General features: G+C 63.1%; 18 protein-coding genes and 1 pseudogene. 6 read left to right on the top strand and 13 right to left on the bottom strand.

What is annotated here, in order from left to right:
• Positions 1-34: 34 nt before the first annotated feature.
• Together PspS35_RS11510 and PspS35_RS11505 are read right to left on the bottom strand one after the other, a co-directional pair.
• Complete coding sequence (locus tag PspS35_RS11510) at positions 35-616, bottom strand: DUF3156 family protein (RefSeq protein ID WP_159938031.1); 582 nt, start codon at positions 614-616, stop codon at positions 35-37.
• Complete coding sequence (locus PspS35_RS11505) at positions 597-2,096, bottom strand: APC family permease (protein ID WP_159934510.1); 1,500 nt, start codon at positions 2,094-2,096, stop codon at positions 597-599. Before PspS35_RS11505 ends, PspS35_RS11510 begins: the two co-directional genes overlap by 20 nt.
• Positions 2,097-2,385: 289 nt before the next feature.
• On the opposite strand from PspS35_RS11505, the gene PspS35_RS11500 reads away from it, so the two are divergent.
• Complete coding sequence (locus tag PspS35_RS11500) at positions 2,386-3,714, top strand: hypothetical protein (protein WP_159934508.1); 1,329 nt, start codon at positions 2,386-2,388, stop codon at positions 3,712-3,714.
• A gap of 39 nt (positions 3,715-3,753) precedes the next feature.
• On the opposite strand, the gene PspS35_RS30520 is transcribed toward PspS35_RS11500, so the two are convergent.
• From PspS35_RS30520 to PspS35_RS11485, 3 genes are all read right to left on the bottom strand, one after another.
• The gene (locus tag PspS35_RS30520; protein WP_159934506.1) at positions 3,754-4,656 is read right to left on the bottom strand and encodes a methyl-accepting chemotaxis protein; all 903 of its coding nucleotides are present in this window, start codon (positions 4,654-4,656) and stop codon (positions 3,754-3,756) included.
• 194 nt (positions 4,657-4,850) lie between these two features.
• Positions 4,851-5,783 (bottom strand): p-hydroxyphenylacetate 3-hydroxylase reductase component, encoded by a 933-nt coding sequence (locus PspS35_RS11490; protein ID WP_159934504.1) that lies wholly within the window; start codon positions 5,781-5,783, stop codon positions 4,851-4,853.
• A 56-nt stretch (positions 5,784-5,839) separates the two neighbouring features.
• On the bottom strand, positions 5,840-7,009 hold the full coding sequence (locus PspS35_RS11485; RefSeq protein WP_159934502.1) for a p-hydroxyphenylacetate 3-hydroxylase oxygenase component: 1,170 nt from the start codon (positions 7,007-7,009) through the stop codon (positions 5,840-5,842).
• A 236-nt stretch (positions 7,010-7,245) separates the two neighbouring features.
• On the opposite strand from PspS35_RS11485, the gene PspS35_RS11480 reads away from it, so the two are divergent.
• Both PspS35_RS11480 and PspS35_RS11475 read left to right on the top strand, forming a co-directional pair.
• On the top strand, positions 7,246-8,733 hold the full coding sequence (locus tag PspS35_RS11480) for an aldehyde dehydrogenase family protein (protein WP_159934500.1): 1,488 nt from the start codon (positions 7,246-7,248) through the stop codon (positions 8,731-8,733).
• A 100-nt stretch (positions 8,734-8,833) separates the two neighbouring features.
• A pseudogene (locus PspS35_RS11475) lies at positions 8,834-9,142 on the top strand (MerR family transcriptional regulator); the annotation flags it as partial.
• Between the two features lie 13 nt (positions 9,143-9,155).
• On the opposite strand, the gene PspS35_RS11470 reads toward PspS35_RS11475, so the two are convergent.
• Positions 9,156-10,199 carry an NAD-dependent epimerase/dehydratase family protein gene (locus PspS35_RS11470; RefSeq protein ID WP_159934497.1) on the bottom strand — a complete coding sequence of 348 codons (1,044 nt, stop codon included), beginning with the start codon at positions 10,197-10,199 and terminating at the stop codon, positions 9,156-9,158.
• Between the two features lie 265 nt (positions 10,200-10,464).
• Here PspS35_RS11470 and PspS35_RS11465 point away from each other — a divergent pair, with 265 nt between their 5' ends.
• Both PspS35_RS11465 and PspS35_RS11460 read left to right on the top strand, forming a co-directional pair.
• Positions 10,465-11,505: an aromatic ring-hydroxylating dioxygenase subunit alpha gene (locus PspS35_RS11465; protein ID WP_159934495.1), complete on the top strand. Its 1,041-nt coding sequence runs from the start codon at positions 10,465-10,467 to the stop codon at positions 11,503-11,505.
• Positions 11,502-12,452 (top strand): PDR/VanB family oxidoreductase, encoded by a 951-nt coding sequence (locus tag PspS35_RS11460; protein WP_159934493.1) that lies wholly within the window; start codon positions 11,502-11,504, stop codon positions 12,450-12,452. Before PspS35_RS11465 ends, PspS35_RS11460 begins: the two co-directional genes overlap by 4 nt.
• 6 nt (positions 12,453-12,458) lie before the next feature.
• On the opposite strand, the gene PspS35_RS11455 is transcribed toward PspS35_RS11460, so the two are convergent.
• The 6 genes from PspS35_RS11455 to PspS35_RS11430 form a co-directional block, all read right to left on the bottom strand.
• Positions 12,459-13,172 (bottom strand): GntR family transcriptional regulator, encoded by a 714-nt coding sequence (locus PspS35_RS11455; RefSeq protein WP_159934491.1) that lies wholly within the window; start codon positions 13,170-13,172, stop codon positions 12,459-12,461.
• A 55-nt stretch (positions 13,173-13,227) separates the two neighbouring features.
• On the bottom strand, positions 13,228-14,928 hold the full coding sequence (locus tag PspS35_RS11450) for an acyl-CoA dehydrogenase family protein (RefSeq protein ID WP_159934489.1): 1,701 nt from the start codon (positions 14,926-14,928) through the stop codon (positions 13,228-13,230).
• Positions 14,929-14,959: 31 nt separating this feature from the next.
• Entirely contained in the window at positions 14,960-16,201 is a 1,242-nt protein-coding gene (locus PspS35_RS11445; protein ID WP_159934487.1) for a thiolase family protein, read from the bottom strand.
• A complete protein-coding gene (locus PspS35_RS11440) occupies positions 16,198-18,072 on the bottom strand; it encodes a feruloyl-CoA synthase (protein ID WP_159934485.1) in 1,875 nt (624 codons plus the stop codon). Before PspS35_RS11440 ends, PspS35_RS11445 begins: the two co-directional genes overlap by 4 nt.
• 62 nt (positions 18,073-18,134) lie before the next feature.
• The gene (locus tag PspS35_RS11435) at positions 18,135-19,583 is read right to left on the bottom strand and encodes an aldehyde dehydrogenase (protein ID WP_159934483.1); all 1,449 of its coding nucleotides are present in this window, start codon (positions 19,581-19,583) and stop codon (positions 18,135-18,137) included.
• Positions 19,584-19,660: 77 nt separating this feature from the next.
• Positions 19,661-20,491, bottom strand: coding sequence for a p-hydroxycinnamoyl CoA hydratase/lyase (locus PspS35_RS11430; RefSeq protein WP_159934481.1), 831 nt, complete (start codon positions 20,489-20,491; stop codon positions 19,661-19,663).
• A 188-nt stretch (positions 20,492-20,679) separates the two neighbouring features.
• On the opposite strand from PspS35_RS11430, the gene PspS35_RS11425 reads away from it, so the two are divergent.
• Positions 20,680-21,171, top strand: a complete 492-nt coding sequence (locus PspS35_RS11425) for a MarR family transcriptional regulator (protein ID WP_159934479.1) — start codon at positions 20,680-20,682, stop codon at positions 21,169-21,171.
• Between the two features lies 1 nt (position 21,172).
• Here the strand turns inward: PspS35_RS11425 and PspS35_RS11420 are convergent, their stop codons facing one another.
• Entirely contained in the window at positions 21,173-22,489 is a 1,317-nt protein-coding gene (locus PspS35_RS11420) for an OprD family porin (RefSeq protein WP_159934477.1), read from the bottom strand.
• Between the last annotated feature and the right edge of the window lie 222 nt (positions 22,490-22,711).

The raw sequence follows: 22,711 nt of genomic DNA, 5'->3' as shown, positions 1-22,711 counted from the left end.
TGTAGAAGCAGTAATGATGCCAAGTCGCCGAAAATCAGAATGCGCCCAGCACTCGCCGCAACCCGGTCAGGACTTCGAGCAAAGCCACACGTTGCGGACCGCTCAGGGCGATGTAGCGACGAAACGCCGGCATACGGTTGACCACCTCGCTGCCGCCCATGTGCTCAAGCCGAACCTGCCATTGCTGGCTGCCCAGTTCGATGCGCAAATGCTTGAAGTCCAGCACCATCAGCGCTTGATGCAGCGCCTCATCGTGCGTCAACCCAGCCTCAAGCCTGGCCAGCAGCGCCGGCTCTCCAGCCCGTTGCCGACACGCCAGCCCCGTGCGCCGGATCGACCCACGGTGGTGCAGTTCAAAGCGCGCATTGCCCTGCTCTGAAGCGGGTAGCTTGAGCACGAATTCGGTCATGACCAGGTGCATCAGCAATTGCGTTTCGGTGCGCTCGGCAACCGTCACCTGCAGGTCATCGTCCAGCTCAAACACCGCACTGCTCTGCCCTGTCGAGGTGAAACTCGCCAGGCCCAGGTTGCGCCGCAGGTACTCCAGCGTGACGCCGGGCCGGTACCCAGCCGGCGCGCGTTGGGCACTGAACAGCTCAGACAGCTTTTGCAGCATGCTCGATATAGCGGTTGTGAGGGTTGCCCGGCTCATGGGAAAACTCCTTGGCCAGTACGTCTTCAACGCAAGCCGGCTTGAATGGATTGACCTTCTGCACCACCAGTGTCCAGAACAGGGCGTAGGTGGCGGTGATGCCAAGCATCACGCCAAACGGCACGTAGATGTCGGCGGGGTTCATGCCCGGTGGCGTGATGAACCACATGCCCAGCAAGATGCCAACGCTGGACAGGATCTGCGGCAACGGGAAAAACGGTGAGCGATAGGCCCGTGGCAAGTCAGGACGACGAATGCGCAGGATCACCACCGACAACGTCACCAGCAGGTAGGAAAAACTCCACGCACATACCGCCGCCAGCACCAGGTGCATGATGTTGTCAGTGTTGCCGCCCAACCACAGGGCATACAGGCACGGGATCAGCATTGCCACCAGGATGCACAACAGCGGCGTCTTGAAGCGCGGGTGCAGGTAGGTGAATACCTTGGGCAACGCACCGTCCACGGCCATGCCGTACAGAATCCGTGGCACACCCGCCATCAACGTGTTGATGGTGGCGGCACCGGCAAACAGAAAGCCGATGCCCAGCCACAGCGGGCCGACCTGCCCCATGACCTGCTCGGCAAACCGGGGAATCGCCATGGGCGTATCGAGCAGATGCACGCCCGTGGCGGCATCCAGCAACACGTTTTCGACCTGGCGTTTCATCGCCGCGCCATAGATGAACATGCAGGTCGCCACGCTCAACAAGCCGAAAATCATCGCCTTGGGCATAACCTTGGCCGAGTTGCGCAGGTCCGGCGCCAACGGCGTGACGAACTCGCAGCCAACGAACATGAACATCGCCATGCCCACCAGCGACAGAATGGTGATCAGGTCGGTGCCCACCAGCGACACGCCGAACCAGCCCTCCAGCTGCACCGCCGGTGCCGCAATCAGGCCCATCACGCCAAACACCATCAGTGTGGTCCACATGCCGAACGTCAGGATGATCTCGGCCCGGCCGAAAGCGCTGACGCCAAAGGCATTGAGGATGCCGAACACCACGACGAACCCGACACCCAGCAACCAGGAACCGCCGGCCGATTCCGCCAGGGTATTGAGGTGCTCGAAGTTCACCAGCGCCATCACCCCGGACAGAATGGTCTCGGCCGTACCCGCAAACACATGCACGATCAGGTACGCGGACAACGTGCCGGTGATCGCAAAAAAACGGCCCATGCCGCAGTTGATGTAGTCGTAGACCGAGCCGGTGGTCGGCAGAATCGAGGCCGCCTCGGCAAAGGTGGTCGCCTGGGCCAGCATCATCACCACGGCGATCAGCATGGCCACCGCGAAGGCGCTGCCGCCGATGCCGAAACCCATGGTGGCGGTGAGAATCACCGGGCTGGCCATGATCAGGCCAATGGTGCTGGCCAGCGCGGTCGGAAAGCCGACGCTGCCTCGTTTCAAATGCTGCGTGAGCCGGTCATTGATCGACATGGTGCGGATCCTCGAAAGCGGATTTCTTAGTGGATGCATCGAGCCGTACAAGGAGCCGGCGATAACGCCCTCCCCAGCCAGTCCTTGATCGAAACGGCCTCGAGCGAAATCACTGTGCGCCTTGAGCGCGCCGGGCGTCTTGCCCGTGTCTGCCGTCAATTTTGTTGCTGCCTGCCAAGGCATGCGGCTTGGCGGACAGGGTCAAATACGTGGCACGCAGGGCAAAGACTTAGCCCGCCCCCGGTCACCTTAATGCGCCCTCGTCCTAACCATGCTGGGGAATATAACAATGGAGCACAGACTGAAACCGCACACGCAGTCCTTGGCCGTCGGCCTGGGCATAGCCCTCTTGATCACTCACTCATCGGTCCAGGCGTATGAACTTTACGCCGACGATGACACCCACCTCAACGCGGATTTCCTGGCGGTCTACGGGATGCTCAACAGCCGCCACAACTATGACGGCACACCGGGCGGCTCGAGCTGGCGCGAAGGCTTAATCAAGTACGGAGTGAGCGGCGATCAGGGCCTGGCCGGGAACGGCACGGCGTATGGCGCACTCAATTGGGTCAGCTCCGGCACCTGGGGCGACGGCGACGCCGGGGGCAATACCGTGGGGTCGGAACGCACCACCAAAATTGAAGACGCCTACCTCGGGTGGCGCTCGGCCGAGTTGTTCCCGGCGCTGGGCAAGGACGGCGTGGATTTTTCCGTCGGTCGCCAGGTGGTCAAGCTCGGGCGCGGCTTCCTGATCAACGACGACGGCCCCAACCTGGGCAAGGGCCCGGCTGACGGTACGCTGAATCGCGGTGGCGGCTTCTACCTCGGGGCGCGGCACGCCTTTGACCGTACGGCGGTGCTGCGCCTGGGCGGCCAGGACGGCGTGCATGGTTCGGTGCTATGGCTCAAATCGGACAACCGCGCCCAGGCAGAAACCGAGCTGGCAGCGGGCACCCTCGACTACACGGCTGCGGCCGGTACGCTGGGGTTGACCTGGGTTCACGGCATTGGTGTCACCAACCAATGGGCAAACGATTTTCAAAAACAGCGTGACGGCCTGGATACCTACAGCCTGCGCGGCGAAGGCAGCGCGGGCATCGAAAACGCCAGTTTCGCCTTCGAATACGCCTGGCAGGACAAAGACGCCGCGGCGCAGAAAGCCTGGTACGGCGAAGCCGGCTACACCTTTGCCGACGCCAGCTGGGCGCCGAAGCTGACCTACCGCTACACCCGTTACTCACAAAACTGGGACCCGCTGTTCACCGGGCTCAGCACCGGCTACGGCACCTGGGTGCAGGGTGAGGTGGCGGGCAATTACGCGGGCCCATTCAACAGCAACACGGGGATCCACCATGTCGGCCTCAAGGCCACCCCGTTGGAAAACCTGACGATTGCCGCGCTGTATTTCGACTTCAATACCCTGCGCAAACACGATGCGCTGAACCTGGACGCCCGGGAGCTGGACCTCTACGCCGAATGGGCGGTCAACAGCCACCTGATCATCAGCCCGCTGGTGGGCATCTACCAACCGAAAAAGAGTGCCGACAGCGGCGGTAACCAAGTGGGCGGCAACGGCACCAACCTCTACAGCCAACTGACCGTCGCCGTGCCCTTCTGACTGCCTGCAGGAGCTGCCCGGCGCAGCTCCTCACGCGCTTTACGATTTGTGCTGGTGCAGCATTGTCTGAATCTGATGAGTCGCCTGGCGGGTGTTTTCCGCCAGCTTGCGCACCTCATCGGCCACCACCGAAAACCCCCGGCCCACCTCACCCGCCCGCGCCGCTTCAATGGCGGCGTTCAAGGCCAGCAGGTTGGTCTGGTCGGCGATGCCCTTGATCACACTCACCACCGTGGCGATCTGGCCGTACGTCGCCTGATTGTGCTCAAGCAACTGACGGTGGGTGGTCTTGGCCGACTGCTCGTCACTGATGTCCCGTACCGCACCGATTACCCGCGTCAAACATCCCTGTGCATCCCGCACTGCCCTGCCGCGTTCGCGGCACCAGATATAGTCACGGGTCTTGTGGCGCATCCGGTATTCAAATACGTACTCGCCGCTGCCACGGGGCGCGAGGATTTCCCGGTCGAAGATCGCCATGATCTTGGGTAAATCCTCGGGATGGGTGACGCTCACCTGGGCGTCCCAGCCGTCGGGCAACTCATGAGGGGCATAGCCGAGGAGCAGGCGGAACTGATTGAAAATCCGCATCTGGCTGCCGGGGTTCTGCACGTCACCGTTGACCACCGTGATGTCCCAGCAGCCTTCGGTCATGGTTGAGAGCAACAGTTCCCAGATCTGCGTCTCCTGTTGATGCTGCTCGCACAGCCGCTGGTACTGGTGCAATTCGGTACCCAGTGCAGCCTCATGCTGTCGGGCCTGCTCCAGTTGGTGGCGAAGGGTTTCCAGGGTCTGCTCGCTGAGGGCTTGTCGAGCGGCCTGGTCCGTGGCGGCGGCCTCGGCCAGCAGCCGTTGGTGGTCCGCCTGGGAACGCTGTTGAGCGAGCTGTTGCGTGAGAGACTCCGCGAGGTCCTGCATCAGCTTTTTTTTCTTGAAGAACATCGGTCTGTCCTTTGCGCATCGGGTCGAAACCCTGGATCTGATCGCAAACCGACCGTGATTGCTTGTACGAGCCTGCAAGGCGACTTGCGCCTGGCTGCCACACGCAACGCCAAACTAAATGTGGGAGAGGGCAAGCCCCCTCCCACATTTAGTTTGGCTGTGTCTGCTAGACCGGTGAACTGCTCACCCGCTCATCAGCACTGGCTGATCAACTGCTTCAACACCCCCTTGAACGTGTCGATCTGGTCCTGGCTGAACGCAGCGAACACCTTCTCCTGCTGTTCCCGTGCAATCGCCCAGAGGGCTTCGGTCTGCTCGACGCCGGCCGCCGTCAGGCGCACGCCCTGTTCATCGTCGTCGACCAGCCCCTTGCGCTTGAGGTTCGCCACCGCATCATCGATTTCCCGTACCGGCATCGCCACTTCCCGCAGCAGGTCGCTGGCGCTCAGGCGCGCATCATTCTCCAGCACCATGAGCATCCGCGCCTCGTTGGTGCGCAGGCCGGTGGACAGTTGCCGGGGCTGATAGCTGGATTGATACGCGCGCACCGCCTGGGTCATCAAGTAGTAAAGGTTGTGGCTCAAGCGCCCCTGGAAATGACTGCTCGGCGGTTGGCTGTCGTCACGTTTGGTCATGCGCGTATGGGGCAGGACCATTGAGTAGGCGCCTTGATGGTAGAGCAACGGCGCACGGCCGAAATCGTCGAAGGCCACCACCTTGCCGATCATGATCCAGTGGTCGCCACCGTCCACCTGCTGGTAATGCTCACAGTGAAACCGCGCCGAGCAATCGGCGAACACCGGCGCTCCGCCCTCCCCCGGTTCGTACTCGATCTCGGCGAAGCGATCGTCCTTGGGCCGGGCAAAGGTGTTCGACAGGTCGATCTGGTCCGCCGCCAGCACGTTGACCGCAAAATGGCTGGCCTGCGCGAACACTTCATGGCTGTTGGAGCGTTTGTCGATGCTCCACAACACCAGCGGCGGGTCGAGGGACACCGAGTTGAAACTGTTGGCGGTAACGCCCACCTTGCGCCCGCAAGCGTCGGCGGCGGTGACCACGGTCACGCCCGTGGCAAAGTTGCCCAGGGCGCGACGAAAGGCCCGTGGGTCGAAGGTCGATTCAGACATGCAAGACTCCCGGGCTGCGTCAGGCGCAGCCCTGATTGTTGTTATCAAAAACGGGTTCAGATCATGCTCGGATCGGGTTCCAGGCCCATCAGCTCGCGACCGAGGATCTGCGCACAGACGTCGTAGTCGGTGTAGGCATGGGCACCGGTCATGTGCGAATCGCGAAACAGGCGCTGCATCTCGTTGTGTTCGAACCAGGCATTGCCGCCGGCAGCCTCGAACAGGCGGTCCACTGCCTGGATGCACATCTTGGTGGCGTACGCCTGGTTGGTGCGCCAGAACGCCAGGGTTTCACGGCTGGGGTAGCGCTGCTGTTCACTGTGCTCGGCATGCTCGGCCCAGGTCTTTTCCAGAAAGGCCCGCGCAGCGCCCACCTGATGCGTCGATTCGGCCAGCCGCATCAACGCCGGGGTGGCCGCACCGACCGCCGCACCGGTGTAGGCACGCACCCGCGTCTTGGTCTTTTCGCGAAAGACCTCCAGCATGCGCTCGGCGACGCCCAGGCTCACCGTGGAAAAACCGCTGGCGAAATAGGGACGGTACGGCGAGTAGAACACCTTGCTGTCGGGGTACAAGCCAAAGCCTGCGGACTTGCCTTCCATCATGTCCTTGGCCTTCTGGATACGGTGCTCCGGCACCCAGGCCTTGTCGATGATCAAGGTCTTGGTGCCACTGCCTTTCATGCCCGCCGCAAACCAGTCATCGCGGATCTGATAGTCGCTGCGCGGCAGCACCGCGAAGCAGTAATCCTGAGTGCCTTCGGCATTGGGCCGACGGAACCCGACAATCGCCCATTCGGCGTGGTCACAGCCGCTGCTCCAGCCCATCTCGCCGCTGAACAACACTCCACCCTCGACCGCCTCGGTGCGCCCGAACGGCGCGATGCTGCTGCTGGCGGTGGCGTTCGGGTCGTCGCCCCAGACTTCCTGCTGCAATTGAGCCGAGAACAGTGCCAACTGGTGACTGTGGGTACACAGCAAACTCATGGCCCAGGCAGTGCTGGCACACGCGCCGGCGAGCAAGGCAATGCAGTCGGCAAACTGTGGCAGCGACAACTCCATGCCACCGAACGCCTTGGGTTGGAACGCACGGTGCAAGCCGATGCCTTTGAGCAGCGCAATGTTCTGCGCGGGTACTTTGCGGTCCTGCTCAGCCTGCAAGGCATTGGCGGCGATGGTCGGCAACACGGACTTGAGGTCTTCGAGGAGCGGGTTTGGCTTTTTCATGGATGGCCCTGCTTATTATTGGATGTCCGACTCACCCCAACAAGCGAGGCGTGGCGCCGGATGCAGGGCCAGTATGGAGCGCGGCTTCTTGGTCGAACATGCACCTTCCAGAGCCAAGATTGTACTTTTCAAAGGGCTGGCAGCCACAGACATAGCGCGCGGCAGGCACAGTCAAGCCCGACATTCCCGTGAGGATTAACCTCGGGGCTTTCTTTGTTCACGATCAGGAAAACCCCATGAGCGATATTCCACTGCTGCCCCAGGTCGACGCGTTCCTCGCTCGACAACACGCGCTGTTTATCGACGGTGGCTACGTGCAAAGCCACTCCAGCCAGACGCTGGACGTGATCAACCCAGCGACCGGCCAGGTCATCGCCCAGGTCACCGACGCCGCCCCGGCCGATATCGATGCCGCGGTGGCGTCGGCGCGTCGTGGCTTCACACAGTGGTCGCAGGTGGCACCGGCAGTGCGCGGCAACGTGCTGCTCAAACTGGCCGACCTGCTGGAGCTGCATCGCGAAGAACTGGCCCAGATCGAAACCTGCCAATCGGGCAAGATCATCCAGCTTTCCCGCGCCTTCGAAGTCGACCAGGCCGCCCACTTCCTGCGTTATTACGCCGGCTGGGCCACCAAGATCAGCGGCCAGACCATCACCCCGTCGCTGCCCTCCTTCGCTGGCGAGCGCTACACCGCGTTCACCCTGCGCGAGCCGGTCGGGGTTGTGGTCGGTATCGTGCCGTGGAATTTCTCGACCATGATCGCCATCTGGAAACTCGCCTCAGCACTGGTGACCGGTTGCAGCATCATCATCAAGCCCAGCGAATTCACCCCACTGACCATCCTGCGCATCGCCGAGCTGGCGATTGACGCCGGCCTGCCAGCCGGTGTGTTGAACGTACTGACCGGCGGCGGCCTGGTCGGCAAAGGCCTGATCGAACACCCCGGCACCAACAAGGTGTCGTTCACCGGCTCGGTGCCGACCGGTATCGCCGTGGGCCAGAGTGCCATGGGCGCCGGGCTGACCCGCGCCACCCTGGAACTGGGTGGGAAAAACTGCGCAGGCTTCCTGCGCGATGTGGACCTGGACAAGGCCGTCAACGGCATCATCGAAGCGGGTTTCCTGCATTGCGGGCAAATCTGCGCGGCGGCCGAGCGCTTCTTTGTGCATCGCTCGCAGGTCGACGCGGTGATGGACACCCTGGCCCAACGCCTGAGCACCCTGAAGATCGGCTCGCCCCTGGATGAGCGCACCGAATTCGGCCCGGTCACCAACCGCCAGCATCAACTCAAGCTCGGCGAGTTCTTTGCCAAGGCCCGCGCCGAAAACAACACCATCATTCATGGCGGCAACCTGATCGACCGGCCGGGCTGCTACGTCGAACCGACGATCATCCTCGCCAACAGCGTCAATGACACCTTGCTCAACGAAGAGACCTTCGGCCCCATCGCCACATTCTTCCCGTACGACACCGAAGAGCAATTACTGGCGTTGATGAACAACTCGCCCTACGGCTTGAGCGCCAGCCTGTGGACCAACGACCTGGGCAAGGCCCTGCGCATGGTGCCCGCCATCGAGGCCGGCACGGTGTGGGTGAACATGCATACGATGCTGGACCCGGCGGTGCCGTTTGGCGGCAACAAATCCTCAGGGATAGGCCGGGAGTTTGGCAGCGCATTCATTGAGGACTACACCGAGCTGAAGTCGGTGATGATTCGCTACTGAACCCAACCTCGACATTTTTCGGTTTTCGTGTGACGGCCTTTACGGTTCTGGCGATCAAACAACGCTAGGGTATTTGCTGTCGCACATAGGGAATTGACAGATGTTCATCGGACGACTCGCCGAACTGACCGGTTGCACCCCAAAAGCCATTCGACTGTATGAGCAGATGGGCCTGATCAACGAGCCGGAGCGTGAGGGGCGGTATCGCCGCTACAACGCTCATCACCTGGAAATCGTCCATCTCATCCGCAAGGCGCAGCGGGCCGGGTTCAAGCTGGCCGAGATGAACCCGCTGATTGCCGCAAAAAACCAATTGAAGGCCTTTCCGCTAACGTTGGCCAACCAGGCCGTGGACGACAAGCGCCGGCAGGTCCAGGACCGGATCGCGCAGTTGCAGGCGCTTGATCTTCACTTGATCGAACTCAAGCGCGAGATGAACTCACTGTTTGCACCGCAGCCTGTGGCAGGTCTTCATAAGGCTGATGCGCCTGCCTGTACAGATAGGCAAACGCTTGCTGCAAGGCCACCTCGGGCGACCGTGGGTTGAAACCCAATTCGTTTTTAGCCTTGGTGATGTCGTACTCCTGCGCCACGTTGTGAAACAGGCGCACCTGGCTCAGGAGCAACTGGGCGGGTTTGCCCACACACCGCGCCCAGCGTTCCTGCAGCCAGGCCACGCCCAGCAGGAGCCAGCGTGGCGCTGAAACGGGTTGGCGATACCCAGGCGTGTGGGTGTTGGCGGCCGCAATCAGATCACTGAGCGGCGACGAACGCACATTGGCCAGGATGTAGCGCTGCCCGGCCCGGCCCTTTTCGGCGGCGCGGATCATCCCGTCGGCCACGTCGCGCACGTCCACGAAGTTGAACCGAAACCCAGGGTCAAAGGGCATCTGCCGCTGCCGAACCGTCTGAAGGAACCCCATAGTGTCCGTGAGGGAACCGGCATTGGGTCCCACCATCGCCGAAGGCAATACCGACACCATGTTCAAGCCCAGCGCCTCAGCGCACTGCCAGGCTGCCTGCTCGGAGAGAATCTTCGACTTGTAGTACGCGTTTTCGCTTTCCGTATTCCAGTGCGTCTCATCCAGCGCCGTCCCATCATGACCCACGGCAGCCACCGAACTGACGTAGACCACACGCTGCACACCCGCCCGTGACGCCGCCTCGAGCACACGCCGCGTGCCCACAAGGTTGGGCTCGACAATCTCGGCCTCTGGGTTACGGGCCCAGTGCTTGAATACGGCAGCCACTTGAAACAACACCTGTACGCCCTCCAGCGCTTTGTCCAGGGCCGAACTGTCCAGCAACTCGGCATACACCAACTCACAGTCCAGCCCGGCAAACGGTGCGTGATTACCGATATCACGCACCCCGGCCCGTACGCGATGCCCCTGGCCGAGCAGCGCTCGCACCAAGGTATTGCCAAGATGGCCGTTGGCACCTGTCACCAGACATAAACCGTTCAAAGGAACTCCTTGTTCGAAGGGCGCACGGGCGTGCGCTTGGCAAAAGCATACGAGGTGCCCTATGGGACAGAGTCAAGTAACGATTGAACGGGGGGTGGAAGGCTGTTGTTGCGCGCCTTCGAGAAAGAGCATGAAAAATGGATCCATTAAAATCGAATCGTTCGATAATCGCCCAACAAATAAGCAATAACAGATTGACTCATCCTGAATACGCCCATTTAATGGATCCATTAAATAAAAATAACACCCAGCCTGGAGAGTCACCATGTACCCCAAGAACACGTGGTATGTCGCCTGCACCCCCGATGAAATTGCACAAAAGCCCCTGGGTCGGCAGATCTGCGGTGAAAAGATGGTGTTTTATCGTGGCCAGGAAGGCGCCGTGGTGGCAGTCGAGGACTTCTGCCCCCATCGCGGCGCGCCGCTTTCGCTGGGCTATGTCGAAAACGGCAACCTGGTCTGCGGCTATCACGGGCTGGTCATGGGCGGCGATGGCAAGACCGTCGACATGCCCGGCCAACGGGTACGTGGCTTTCCCTGCAACAAGACCTTTGCGGTGGTGGAACGCTACGGTTTCATCTGGGTGTGGCCCGGCGATCAGGCCCAGGCCGACCCCGCGCTGATCCATCATCTGGAATGGGCCGTGAGTGACGAGTGGGCCTATGGCGGCGGGCTGTTTGATATCCAGTGCGACTACCGCCTGATGATCGACAACCTGATGGACCTAACCCACGAAACCTACGTACACGCCTCCAGCATCGGCCAGAAGGAAATCGACGAAGCAGCGCCCGTCACCACGGTGAACGGTGATGAAGTGGTCACCGCCCGGCACATGGAAAACATCATGGCCCCGCCGTTCTGGCGCATGGCCCTGCGCGGCAACAACCTGGCCGACGATGTGCCGGTGGACCGCTGGCAGATCTGCCGCTTCACCCCGCCCAGCCATGTGCTGATCGAAGTCGGCGTGGCCCATGCCGGCAAGGGCGGCTACGACGCCGCGCCCGAGCACAAGGCTGCGAGCATCGTGGTGGACTTCATCACCCCGCAGACCGACACGTCGATCTGGTACTTCTGGGGCATGGCGCGCAACTTCAACCCCCAGGATGAGGCGCTGACTGCCAGCATTCGCGAAGGCCAGGGCAAGATTTTCAGCGAAGACCTGGAGATGCTTGAACGCCAGCAACAGAACCTGCTGGCCCACCCGACGCGCAACCTGCTCAAGCTGAATATCGACGCTGGCGGCGTACAGTCGCGCAAGATCCTGGAGCGCCTGATCGCCCGGGAACGCGCTGGAGAGCCAACATGATCGAGGTCGTGGTGACGTCCCGGCGCACAGAAGCCCAGGACATTTGCAGCTATGAACTGGCCCGCGTCGACGGCGCGCCGTTGCCACCTTTCAGTGCCGGCGCGCACATCGACGTGCACCTGCCGGTTGGGCTGACCCGCCAATATTCGCTGTGCAATCACCCTGAGGAACGTCATCGCTACCTGATCGGCGTGCTCCACGACCCGGCGTCACGGGGTGGCTCGCGCAGCCTGCACGAACAGATCAACGAAGGCAGCCACTTGACCATCAGCGAACCGCGCAACCTGTTCCCCCTGGCCCACGAAGCCCGGCGCAGCCTGCTGTTTGCCGGGGGTATCGGCATCACGCCGATCCTGTGCATGGCCGAGCGCCTGGCCCATTTGGAGGCCGACTTCGAACTGCATTACTGCGCCCGCGCCAGTGAGCGGGCGGCGTTTGTGCAGCGGCTCAAGGCGTCGCCGTTTGCCGAACGGGTGTTCCTGCATTTTGATGAGCAGCCCGACACGCTCATGAATGCCGCGCAGCTATTGGCCGCACCGGCGGACGATGTGCACCTGTATGTCTGCGGCCCTGGCGGGTTCATGCAGCATGTGCTCGACAGCGCCCGGGGCCAGGGTTGGCGGGAGGACTGCCTGCATCGCGAATACTTCTCGGCGGCGCCGGTGGACAGCAGCCTAGACGGCGGGTTTTCAGTGAAGGTCGCCAGCAGCGGCCAAGTCTTCCAAGTTCCCGCCGACAAGAGCGTGGTCCAGGTCCTGGAAAGCCACGGCATCGAGATCGCGGTGTCCTGCGAACAAGGGATTTGCGGCACCTGCCTGACCCGCGTGCTGGAAGGCATACCGGAGCACCGCGACCTGTTCCTCACCGAGCAGGAGCAAGCCCTGAATGACCAGTTCACGCCTTGCTGTTCACGGGCGAAAACGCCCTTGCTGGTGCTCGATATCTGAACCGGGTCACGACGCGGGCAGGATCACTTTCATGCGCGCGTCGGCGGTGGCGCAGCTGAAGATTTCGGCATAGCGCAGGGTCGCGTTGGCATGTTCGCGCATGATCGCTTCGGCCCGTGCGCCCTGGCGGTTGACCAAGGCGTCGAAGACCGAATGGTGCTGCATGTGGGCATAGTTGAAGCGCCGGTATTCGCGGGCCATGTCCTCGCGGTCCACCGCCAGCGCAGTCACCGAGGCGAATGGCAGGTGGTCATTGCGTGCCAGGGCGTCGGCGATGGCCGGGTTGTGGCTGCCCGCGACGATGACCTGGTGAAAGCGCATGTTCAGGTCGTGATAGACCTCAAGGTCATCCTCGGTCACATAGCCCTTCTCGAACAGTTGATCGCCCTCGACCAGGCAGCGCTCCAGCGCGATGCGTGCCTCGCTGGACAGCCCAAGCTCGGCGGTTTGACGCGCAGCCAGGCCTTCCAGCACGCCGCGTACTTCCACCGCGCCGGCGATGTCGCTGGGGCTGACCGAACGCACCTGATACCCACGCCCGCCAAACGGCACCAGCAGCCCTTCCTGCTCAAGCGTGCGGAACGCCATGCGCACCGGCATGCGCGACACGTCGAAACGTTGCGCCGTGGGGATCTCCATCAGGCGTTCGCCCGCGGCCAGCTCCCCGCTGGCAATCATCTTGCGCAGTGCAACCAGCACCAATTGACCGGGCTTACTCATCCAGGCAACTTCCAGAAAACGTGGGCTGCCATAGTACCGCAAGCGCCTGCCGCCGTCAGACGAACGCCAGCGCCGCCCGCGCAGCGTCTATCGCGCCCAGGTGCTGGGCCAGCCGCGATGGCAGGTAATCGAAAAAGAACCCGGCACTTTGCAGCTTGGCGGCGCGCAACGGGTCTGCTTCGGGCAACGCCCTGGACACCCGCGCCGCCCGCGCCCAGGCAAAGGCCAGCAGCGCCACGCCACACAACTGGAGGAAATCCGGCGCGGCGCGATAAGGGTATTCGCTGTCTTGCCGGGCGCGTTCGCGGATGGCGCTCACCAGCGTATCCAAGGCATCGCACAAGCTGCCCAGTGCCAAGCAGAACGCCGCGCATTCAAGGTACTCGCCGCCCTGCGCGGCCTCGGCACGCAACTCGGCCAACAGCAGGCCGAACGCCCGGCCGTCATCCCCCAGCACCTTGCGCAGCAACAGGTCATTGGCCTGGATCTCATTGCTGCCCTCGTAGATCATCGCGATGCGGCTGTCGCGCAGGGTTTGCTCGATGGCGAACTCGGCGACGTAGCCGTAACCGCCGAAGACCTGCAAGGCATTGCTGGCCTGACGAAAACCCTGCTCGGTGAAAAACGCCTTGATGATAGGGGTCAGCAACTGCGCCAATGGGTCGGCCTGGTCCAGCAGGTGCGCCGCCCAATAACCGATGGCGCGCATGCCCTCGCTGGTGGTGCGCAGCTCCAGCAGTACACGGCGCATGGCCGGGTGATAATGGATCGGGTCAGCCACCTGGGCTGCTGCAGATTCAGGCCGTGAGGGTGCGCGCATCTGTACGCGCTCGGCGGCGTACTGCCGTGCGTTCTGCCAAGCCGCCTCGACATGCCCCAGGCCTTGCAGGCCCACGTGCAGGCGCGCCGAATTCATCATCACAAACATCGCCGCCAGACCCCGGTTGGCCTCGCCGATCAGCCAACCCTGGGCGTCTTCGAACACCAGGGAGCAGGTGGCGCTGCCCTTGATGCCCATCTTGTGTTCTATGCCGTCACAGCGCACGCCATTGGCCTGGCCGTTATCGCGTTGCTTGGGTACCAGGAACAATGAAATCCCGCGACTGCCTGGCGGCGCATCGGGCAGGCGCGCCAGCACCAGGTGCAGGATATTGGCCGTGAGGTCATGTTCGCCGCCAGAAATAAACAGCTTGCTGCCATTGAGGCGATAGCTGCCATCCGCCTGGGGTTCGGCGCGACAGCGCAGTAAACCGACATCGCTGCCGGCCTGGGGCTCGGTCAGGCACATGGTGGGCAAGGCGTGGCCGCTGACGATGTCGGGCAAATAGCGCGCCTGCAACCAGGGCTCGCCGTGGGTCTTGAGGCACAGGTAGGCGCCGTGGGCGATGCCGGTGTACATGGCCCAGCCGTGGTTGCTGGCATAGAGCATTTCTTGCAGCGCGGCGTCGAGCAGCTGCGGCAAGCCCTGCCCGCCCAACGCCTCGGCGCACGCCAGCCCCGGCCAGCCACCGTCGACATAGGCCTGATACGCCTGGGCAAACCCGTCCGGGGTACTGACCTGGCCCGCCTGCCAACGGCAGCCCTGACGATCCCCACTGCTGTTCAACGGCGCCAGCACGCCCTGGCTGAAGCGTGCGGCTTCCTCCAGCACCTGCATCGCCAAGGGCAAGTCCAAGGCCTCCCACGCAGCGGGCGCCTGTAACCAGTGTTCAAGGACAAATTGCATATCGCGCAGGGGCGCCTCATAGCTCCACATCGGGACACCTCATCGAATAAAAACAGTCTGTTCAAGCGCGCCAGGCAGGGTTCTCGATCAGCAACGCCATGCCCTGCCCGCCGCCCACGCACGCAGCGGCAATGCCGTAGCGCAGGTTGTGCTGACGTAGTTGCCGGGCCAGGCTCATGACCAGCCGCAGGCCGCTGGCAGCCAAGGGATGCCCCAGCGCGAGGGAGCCGCCCAGGAGATTGAGCCGGGCGCTGTCCAACTCCAGCTCTTGAGCCACCGCCAGCACTTGGGCGGCCTGGGCTTCATTGATCTCGAAGCGGCCGATATCGCCCAGGCTCAACCCGCTGCGGTGCAGCAACAGGCGGATGGCCGGCGCCGGGCCGATGCCCATGACCTCTGGGGCCACGCCGACTACCGCGCTGGCCACCAACCGGGCCAGGGCCGGGCGCGTGCCGTCTGAGGCACGGCCCACCAACGCCGCCGCCGCACCGTCGACCACCGCACAGCTGTTGCCGGCGGTCTGCACCCCATCGGCGTGCACGGCACGCAATCGTGCCAAGGCTGCGAAGTCGGTGGGCCGTGGATGGCTGTCCTGCGTCACCGCAGCGGCCCGGTGTGCAAGGGTCAGGCGCCGGGGTTGATAACCGTCAAGCTCGAACACCTGGTTATCGACGCTGACGATCTCTTCAGCCCAGGCCCCATCACGTTGCGCCTGCAACGCGCGCTGATGGCTGTCACAGGCATACCGGTCCACGGCCTCGCGACTCAGGCCATAACGGCGCGCCAGGTTATCGGCGGTGGCAATCATGTCCAGGCCCGGCGCCGGGTCGTAGAGTGCTTCCCAGAGAAAATCCTTGAATTGCACCTCGCCCCCCAGGCGAAACCCGCCCCGGTGGGTGTAGGCGGCAATCGGGTTGCGCGACATCGATTCGGCCGCGACGCACAAGGCCAGCTGCACCTCATCGCGCAGTTGTTCAGCGGCCTGGCGCAACAGCTCGAAACCAGTGGCGCAGATGCGCTGCACCCCCAGCGCCGGGACCGATTGCGCCACACCGCTGTACAACCCGATATGCCGTGGCAGCAAGTAGGCATCGAAACTGGCCTGGGCCATAGAGCCGGCCAATACGCTGTCCACTGCCTGCGGATCGATACCGCACCGGGCCAGCACTTCCCGGCCGACCTTGATCCCCAGGTCGATGGGCGACACCTGGGACAGTGCCCCGCCGAGGTCGACCCACGGCGTGCGCACCGCGTCGAAAATCGCCGCGTCGGCAAACGCCGAATACTGCCCGGCCCCGCTCAAGGCTTGGGCCCGGCGCGCAGGATGGTGGGGTCTTCACCGCGATACAACGCCTCGACCTTGGCCGCGCGCCATTGCAGCACGGCACGTTGGTTGATCGACCCCTTGTCGGTAATTTCCCCACGGTCGATGGACGCCGGCTCGTCGAGCACGGCAATCCACTCCAGGCGACTGGCATTGCCGGTGGCCTCGCGATTAAGGCGCTGCAACCAGTCGCCGAACCATTGGCGCACCGGCGCGCTGGCCAGCACCTCGGCGTCGCTCGCGTCAGCGCTCAAGCCCGCCAGACGGCGGCATTCATAGGTTCTGGGAAACACCAGCGCGCCCAGGCATTCGCGGTCCGGCGCGGCAATCACCAGGTCCTGCACGTAGGGTGAGCCTTCGAGCACTGCGCGATTGCGCAACGGGCCGACGCTGACAAACACCCCGGAAGACAGCTTGAAGTCTTCGGCAATGCGCCCGTCGAACATCAGCCCCAGTTGCGGCTGATGGGGATCGGCAAGCTTGATCGCGTCACCCGAACAGTAGAAACCCTGCTCATCGAACACCTCGGCGGTTTGCTCGGGTGCCCGCCAGTAGCCCGGCATGATGTGCGGCCCGCGAAAGCGCCCTTCGAACTTGCCGTCCACCGGCACCAGGCGCACCTCGCACCCCGGCGCGGGCAAACCGATGTAACCGGCCATGGACAACGGCCCGGTAGTGAAGGTGCAGGACGGCGCGGCTTCGGTCATGCCCAGCCCGGCCATCATGCGGATGCGTTCACCGCAGTGCCGTTCGGCCACCCGGTCGAGGCGATCCCAGACGCTTTGCGACAGCCCCGCAGCGGCGAAGAAGAACAGTGTCATCCGCGCAAAAAACCGCTCGCGCAACTCGGCGTCCTGCTCAAGGGCGCTGACCAGTTCTTCCCAGCCCTTGGGCACGGTCAAATAGGCCGTCGGCGAGATCTCCTTGAGGTTGCGCAGGGTCTCGGCAAACCCTTGAACCGTGGGCTTGCCATCGTCGAGGTAAAAAGTACCGCCGTTGTAGAGCACGATGCCGACGTTGTGGCTGCCGCCGAAGGTGTGGTTCCAGGGCAGCCAATCCACCAGCACCGGCGGCTCCTCGCCGAACACTGGAAAGGTCTGCAACAGCATTTGCTGGTTGGCGCAGAGCATGCGTTGGGTGGTGATCACCGCCTTGGGCAGTTTGGTCGAGCCCGAGGTGAAGAGGAACTTGGCGATGCTGTCCGGGCCAGTGGCGCTGAAGGCCGCATCGGCTTCGGCGCGACCCGGCGTTTGCAACAGGCTGGCAACGCTGACCTGGGTGCGCCCAGGCACGTTGCCGCGCACGGTGATCAGCGGGGTTTCGGCGGGCAATACCGCCTCGATGGCGCGCTGGTAGGCCGTTGCATCACTGACGAACACCAGCCCCGGTTGCAGCAGGCCACACACATGCCGCAGCTTGGCGAAATCCTGGGACAGCAGCGAATACGCCGGCGATACCGGGCAGTAGGGAATGCCGGCATACATCGCGCCCAGCGCCACCTGCAAATGCTCGATGTCGTTGCCCGACAGCAGTGCCAGCGGCTTATCCGCCGACAGCCCGAAACTCAATAGACCCTGGGCAATCGCGCGCACACTGTCGAGCATCTCGCGGTAGCTGACGCGGCGCCAATCACCACCGGCCTGACGGGCCGCGATGAACGTCTGCTCGGGCCGCACCTGGGCCCAATGCACCAGGCGATCGAGCAAGCGTGGCGGCAACTCGGCCAATGGCTCCAGGGAGCGCATCTGCAGCACGCCGTGTTCTTCAGTGACCGCCACCGGTGCGTGGCCGATGGCGACCTCGCGGTAGCGCGGTGCCGGCTGGGGTTGCGGTCTGGATTCGGAACTCACAAGGGTGTCCTCCATCAAGGCGGATCAACGCCGCCTCGTTATTGTTATGTCGCGGCGCCTGCTCAGATCGGGTAGTGCCGTGGCCCGTTCTGCAAGGTCACCCAGCGCAATTGCGTGAAGTGTTCGATGGAGGCCTTGCCGCCGAAGCTGCCATAGCCGCTGGACTTGACCCCACCGAAGGGCATCTGCGCCTCGTCATGCACGGTCGGGCCGTTGATATGGCAAATGCCCGATTCCACCCGCTGGGCCAGGGCCAGGGCGCGGCCGGTGTCACGGCTGAAAATCGCCGCCGACAGGCCGAACTCCGAATCATTGGCCAGGCGCAGCAACGCTTCGTCGCCGTCACCGCGCAGCAACACCGCCACCGGGCCGAACGATTCTTCGCGGTACAACCGCATGTCTTCGGTGACGCCATCGATCAGCGTCGGTTGCAGGATGCTGCCGTCCAGTTGCCCACCGGCCACCAGCCGCGCACCTTTGCCCAGGGCATCGTCGATCAGGGCCTTGATGCGGGTACCGGCGCTGGCGTCCACCAGGGAACCCAGCACCGAATCCGCCGCAGCGGGGTCGCCGGCGCGCAGGGTCGCTACCTTGGCCGCCAGTTTGGCGACAAAGGCATCCGCCACCTTGGCGTCGACAATCAGGCGCTCGGTAGACATGCAGATCTGCCCCTGGTTGAAGTAGGCGCCAAAGGCCGCGGCCGATACGGCGGCGTCCAGGTCGGCGTCATCGAGCACCAGCAACGGCGCCTTGCCGCCCAGTTCCAGCAAGGCCGGCTTGAGGTGGCGCGCCGAGAGTTCGCCGACGATCCGCCCGACATGGGTCGAACCGGTGAAGTTGACCCGCCGCACGGCCGGGTTGGCGATCAGTCGCTCGACAATCGCCGCCGCATCCGCCGGGGCGTTGCTGATGACGTTGACCACGCCATCGCCCAGGCCGGCGTCCTGCAACACCTGGCCGATCAAACGGTGCACCGCCGGGCTCAGCTCCGAGGCCTTGAGCACCACGGTATTGCCGCAGGCGAGCGGCATGGCAATGGCGCGGGTGGCAAGGATCACCGGGGCATTCCACGGCGCGATGCCCAGCACCACGCCGCACGGCTGACGCAGGGCCATTGCGAAGCTGCCGGGCACATCGGAGGGGATGACATCGCCAGTGATCTGGGTGGTCATCGACGCCGCTTCGCGCAGGATGTTGGCCGCGAGGCGTACGTTAAAGCCATACCAGTTGGCCATCGCGCCAGTCTCGCCGGCGGCCGCGATAAATTCGGCGCTGCGCGCCTGCAGTTGCTCGGCAGCAACGAGCAAGCGGGTGCGGCGCTCGTTGGGCGCCAGTGCGGCCCACGCGGGGAACGCAGCCTGGGCAGCGGCCACGGCGGCGTCGGCATCTTCCAGGGTGGCGGCGGCGACCCGCGAGACCACTTCACCGGTCACCGGGTTGCGACGCTCGAAGGTTCGGCCGTCGCGCGCGGGGCACGACTGGCCGCCAATCAACAGGGGCACGTCCAGCATGGTGATTCCTCTTTATTGTCTTTATCGGGAATACGTTCAAGCAGGGTGAAAACGGTGCGGCCCGCAGGCCGCGTCCTTCAGCGTTTATACGCCTGCAAGCCAGGCTTGATGCTCTTGTCGTCGAGGAATTGCTTCATGCCCTGCTCGCGACCGCCTTCGGTGTCGAGCAAACGCGACTGGTCGAGCTTGGCGTAGAGGTAATCCTCGTTCTGCTCCCAGGTCAGCTCGCGGCAGCGTTTGAAACCATGCTTGGCGGCACGCAGCACCACCGGGTTTTTCTCCAGCAGGTTGCGCGCCAGTTCGATGGTGACTTCGCGCAGTTGCGCCAGCGGTACGCTTTCGTTGACCAGGCCCATTTCAGCGGCTTTCTGCCCGCCGAAGGTCTTGCCGGTCATGATGTAGTACAGCGACTGACGATGGCCCACGGTGTCGGCCATCGCCTTGCTGACCAGGTTGCCCGGCGGGATGCCCCAGTTGATTTCCGAGAGGCCGAAGGTGGCTTCGTCGGCGCAGATCGCCAGGTCGCACGCCACCAGCGGGCTGAAGCCGCCACCGAAGCACCAGCCATTGACCATGGCGATGGTCGGCTTGGCGTACATGCGCAGCAGCTTCCACTGCCATTGCGAGGCTTCGCGGCGGATTTTTTCCTGGAGGATTTCCGGGCCGGCGTCGACTTCGCGAAAGTATTCCTTAAGGTCCATGCCGGCGGTCCACGCCTCACCGGCACCGGTCAGCACCAGCACACCGGCGGCGGGATCCTGCTCCAGGGTTTCCAGCACGTCGATCATTTCCCGGTTCAGGGTCGGGCTCATGGCGTTGCGTTTTTCCGGGCGATTGAGGATGACCCAGGCGATGCCTTCCTCGATCTCGACTTTGACGGTGCTCCAACGGCCTTCGTAATTGCTCATGGCGGTACGCTCTTGTTCTGGGTGTGAAGATGATTCGAAATTAAACCGCAAATATAGTTATGTCAATTAACCATTAATCTGAATAACCAATATTTCACTGCTGTGAAAAACCAGCGTAGCCACAACGCGCCAACCCCGGCAAACTAGATAGCCTTCTTAACCGCTACCTTCTGAGGATTGCACTGCTAATGGCCAAGCCTTCCAACATCGCCGCCGCCAGCCAGGCCCTGCCCGACAATGACGAGGTACAGCCACCGCTGGATTCGGCCCTGGACGATCTGATCGGTTACGCCATGCGTCGCGCCCAGCTCAAGCTGTTCCAGAACCTGATCAGCCGGCTGTCCGACCATGACCTGCGCCCGGCGCAGTTCTCGGCCCTGGCGATCATCGAGCAGAACCCCGGCCTGATGCAGGCCGACCTGGCACGCGCCCTGGCCATCGAACCACCCCAGGTGGTGCCGTTGCTGAACAAGCTGGAAAGCCGCGCCCTCGCCGTGCGCGTGCGCTGCAAGCCGGACAAGCGCTCCTACGGGATCTTCCTGAGCAAACCCGGCGAAGCCTTGCTCAAGGAACTCAAGGACATCGCCGCGCAAAGCGACCTGGACGCCACCGCAGCCCTGGACGTCGAAGAACGTGCAGAGCTGCTGCGCTTGCTCAAGAAGGTCTATCAGGACCGCTGATCTACCACAGCGCCACGGTGTAGAGCACCAGGAAGCGGGTCTGGTTTTCATCGCGAAAAGCCGCCCCGCCCGGGAAGTCGTTACGGTAGATCGACTTGCGCGCCATCAGCCCGACGTTCTTCAGCGGGCCGCTCTGAATCACGTAGCCCAGCTCCATCTGGAACTCGCGCTCCTTGCGGTCCTCGGCATTGAAGGCCGCCAGCTCGATGTTGTCGCCGCGCACATAACGCAGCCGGCTCTTGAGCCCCGGCACACCCGATGCCGCAAAGTCATAGTCATAGATGGCCTGCCAGGTGCGCTCCTTGGCGTTGAGAAAGTCCGAACTCATGGTCAGTTCGCTCATGCCCATCAACTCGGTGCCGGAGATATACGGCGTGGCTGTATCCCCGCTGGAATGCATGTAGCCCAGGCTGACGCGATGCCCACCGAAGCGGTAGCCGAACAGCGCCGAGAGGTTGCGGTTATCCACCTTGCCGGCCTTGGCGCTGCCGTCCTCGCGACTGAAAAAGCTGCGCACATCACTGGTGAGCACACCATCGCCCACCGGCAGGTTGTGCAGCAGCGCCAGGGTGTCCTGCTGGTAGAGGTCCGCGACTTCGGCATGATAGGCGCGCAGGCTGAGGTCTTTGTTGACCTGGTAATCACCGCCGACGTACGCCAGGTGCGAGGTGGTCGCGGTCGCGTTGAAACGCCGGTTGGGCGACGCGATGGTCATGGCCTGGTAGTCGGTGGAATCACGCTTGTTGATGCGGTCGATATAGCCGGTGTTCAGGGTCAGCCCGTCGATGTCCTTGGAGCTCAACGTGGCGCCGCGAAAGGTCTGCGGCAGCAGGCGCGACGGGCTGGCAAAGGCGAATGGCAGGAAGATCGAGACATCGCCGGCCTTCACCGTGGTTTGGGCAAACCGTAGCTTGGCGGTGGGCGCCAGGCGCGAGTATTCATCGGCGGCGCGCTTGTCGCTGGCCGACACCGGCAGCAGCTCGGTGCCACTGCGGTCTGGCGAGGAGTCGAGCTTGACCCCCATCAACCCGCGTACATCCAGGCCAAAGCCCAGCGGGCCTGGGGTGTAGCCCGATTCCAGATTGAGGATGAACGCCTGGGCCCATTCCCGCGCCGCCGTCTTGGCGCCGTCGTCCTTGTAGTCACGGTCCAGGTAATAATTGCGCAAGGTCAGGGTGCCGTGGCTGTCGTCAATAAACCCCGCTGCCCACAGTGGAGTGGGCAGCACACCGAGCATCAGCAGTGCACTGAGCAGGCGTGGAGTGCTATTTGACACACAGCAGGCCGCCGCGACGGCGCCCGTGGGGAGTTTTGGCATGTTCGATGTCCATTTTTTGTTGTTGTTTTTGGGGTGTCAGGCGTTTGGCCCAAGCGGTCTTGCGAGCAGAGAATGGAAACAGCCGGAGGCACTCGTCAACTGCATGTGACCGATAATCGAACGTTAATAACATTATCTATTTTGGATTTTTCTGCGCTGACCCATCTCAAACAACTGGGTTAGACGGCTTGCACGATGATTTGCGCAGCAGATTTGGCGCCG

The organism is Pseudomonas sp. S35 (genome assembly GCF_009866765.1).
Lineage (GTDB): Bacteria > Pseudomonadota > Gammaproteobacteria > Pseudomonadales > Pseudomonadaceae > Aquipseudomonas.
The sequence above is the reverse complement of the archived record's forward strand: the minus strand, read 5'-3'. Positions and strand labels throughout refer to the sequence as shown.

Bases quoted from the DNA above. Each gene is read 5' to 3' on its own strand.
- PspS35_RS11510 (WP_159938031.1), bottom strand. From the start codon at position 616: ATGCTGCAAAAGCTGTCTGAGCTGTTCAGTGCCCAACGCGCGCCGGCT.
- PspS35_RS11505 (WP_159934510.1), bottom strand. From the start codon at position 2,096: ATGTCGATCAATGACCGGCTCACGCAGCATTTGAAACGAGGCAGCGTC.
- PspS35_RS11500 (WP_159934508.1), top strand. From the start codon at position 2,386: ATGGAGCACAGACTGAAACCGCACACGCAGTCCTTGGCCGTCGGCCTG.
- PspS35_RS30520 (WP_159934506.1), bottom strand. From the start codon at position 4,656: ATGTTCTTCAAGAAAAAAAAGCTGATGCAGGACCTCGCGGAGTCTCTC.
- PspS35_RS11490 (WP_159934504.1), bottom strand. From the start codon at position 5,783: ATGTCTGAATCGACCTTCGACCCACGGGCCTTTCGTCGCGCCCTGGGC.
- PspS35_RS11485 (WP_159934502.1), bottom strand. From the start codon at position 7,009: ATGAAAAAGCCAAACCCGCTCCTCGAAGACCTCAAGTCCGTGTTGCCG.
- PspS35_RS11480 (WP_159934500.1), top strand. From the start codon at position 7,246: ATGAGCGATATTCCACTGCTGCCCCAGGTCGACGCGTTCCTCGCTCGA.
- PspS35_RS11465 (WP_159934495.1), top strand. From the start codon at position 10,465: ATGTACCCCAAGAACACGTGGTATGTCGCCTGCACCCCCGATGAAATT.
- PspS35_RS11460 (WP_159934493.1), top strand. From the start codon at position 11,502: ATGATCGAGGTCGTGGTGACGTCCCGGCGCACAGAAGCCCAGGACATT.
- PspS35_RS11455 (WP_159934491.1), bottom strand. From the start codon at position 13,172: ATGAGTAAGCCCGGTCAATTGGTGCTGGTTGCACTGCGCAAGATGATT.
- PspS35_RS11450 (WP_159934489.1), bottom strand. From the start codon at position 14,928: ATGTGGAGCTATGAGGCGCCCCTGCGCGATATGCAATTTGTCCTTGAA.
- PspS35_RS11435 (WP_159934483.1), bottom strand. From the start codon at position 19,583: ATGCTGGACGTGCCCCTGTTGATTGGCGGCCAGTCGTGCCCCGCGCGC.
- PspS35_RS11430 (WP_159934481.1), bottom strand. From the start codon at position 20,491: ATGAGCAATTACGAAGGCCGTTGGAGCACCGTCAAAGTCGAGATCGAG.
- PspS35_RS11425 (WP_159934479.1), top strand. From the start codon at position 20,680: ATGGCCAAGCCTTCCAACATCGCCGCCGCCAGCCAGGCCCTGCCCGAC.
- PspS35_RS11420 (WP_159934477.1), bottom strand. From the start codon at position 22,489: ATGCCAAAACTCCCCACGGGCGCCGTCGCGGCGGCCTGCTGTGTGTCA.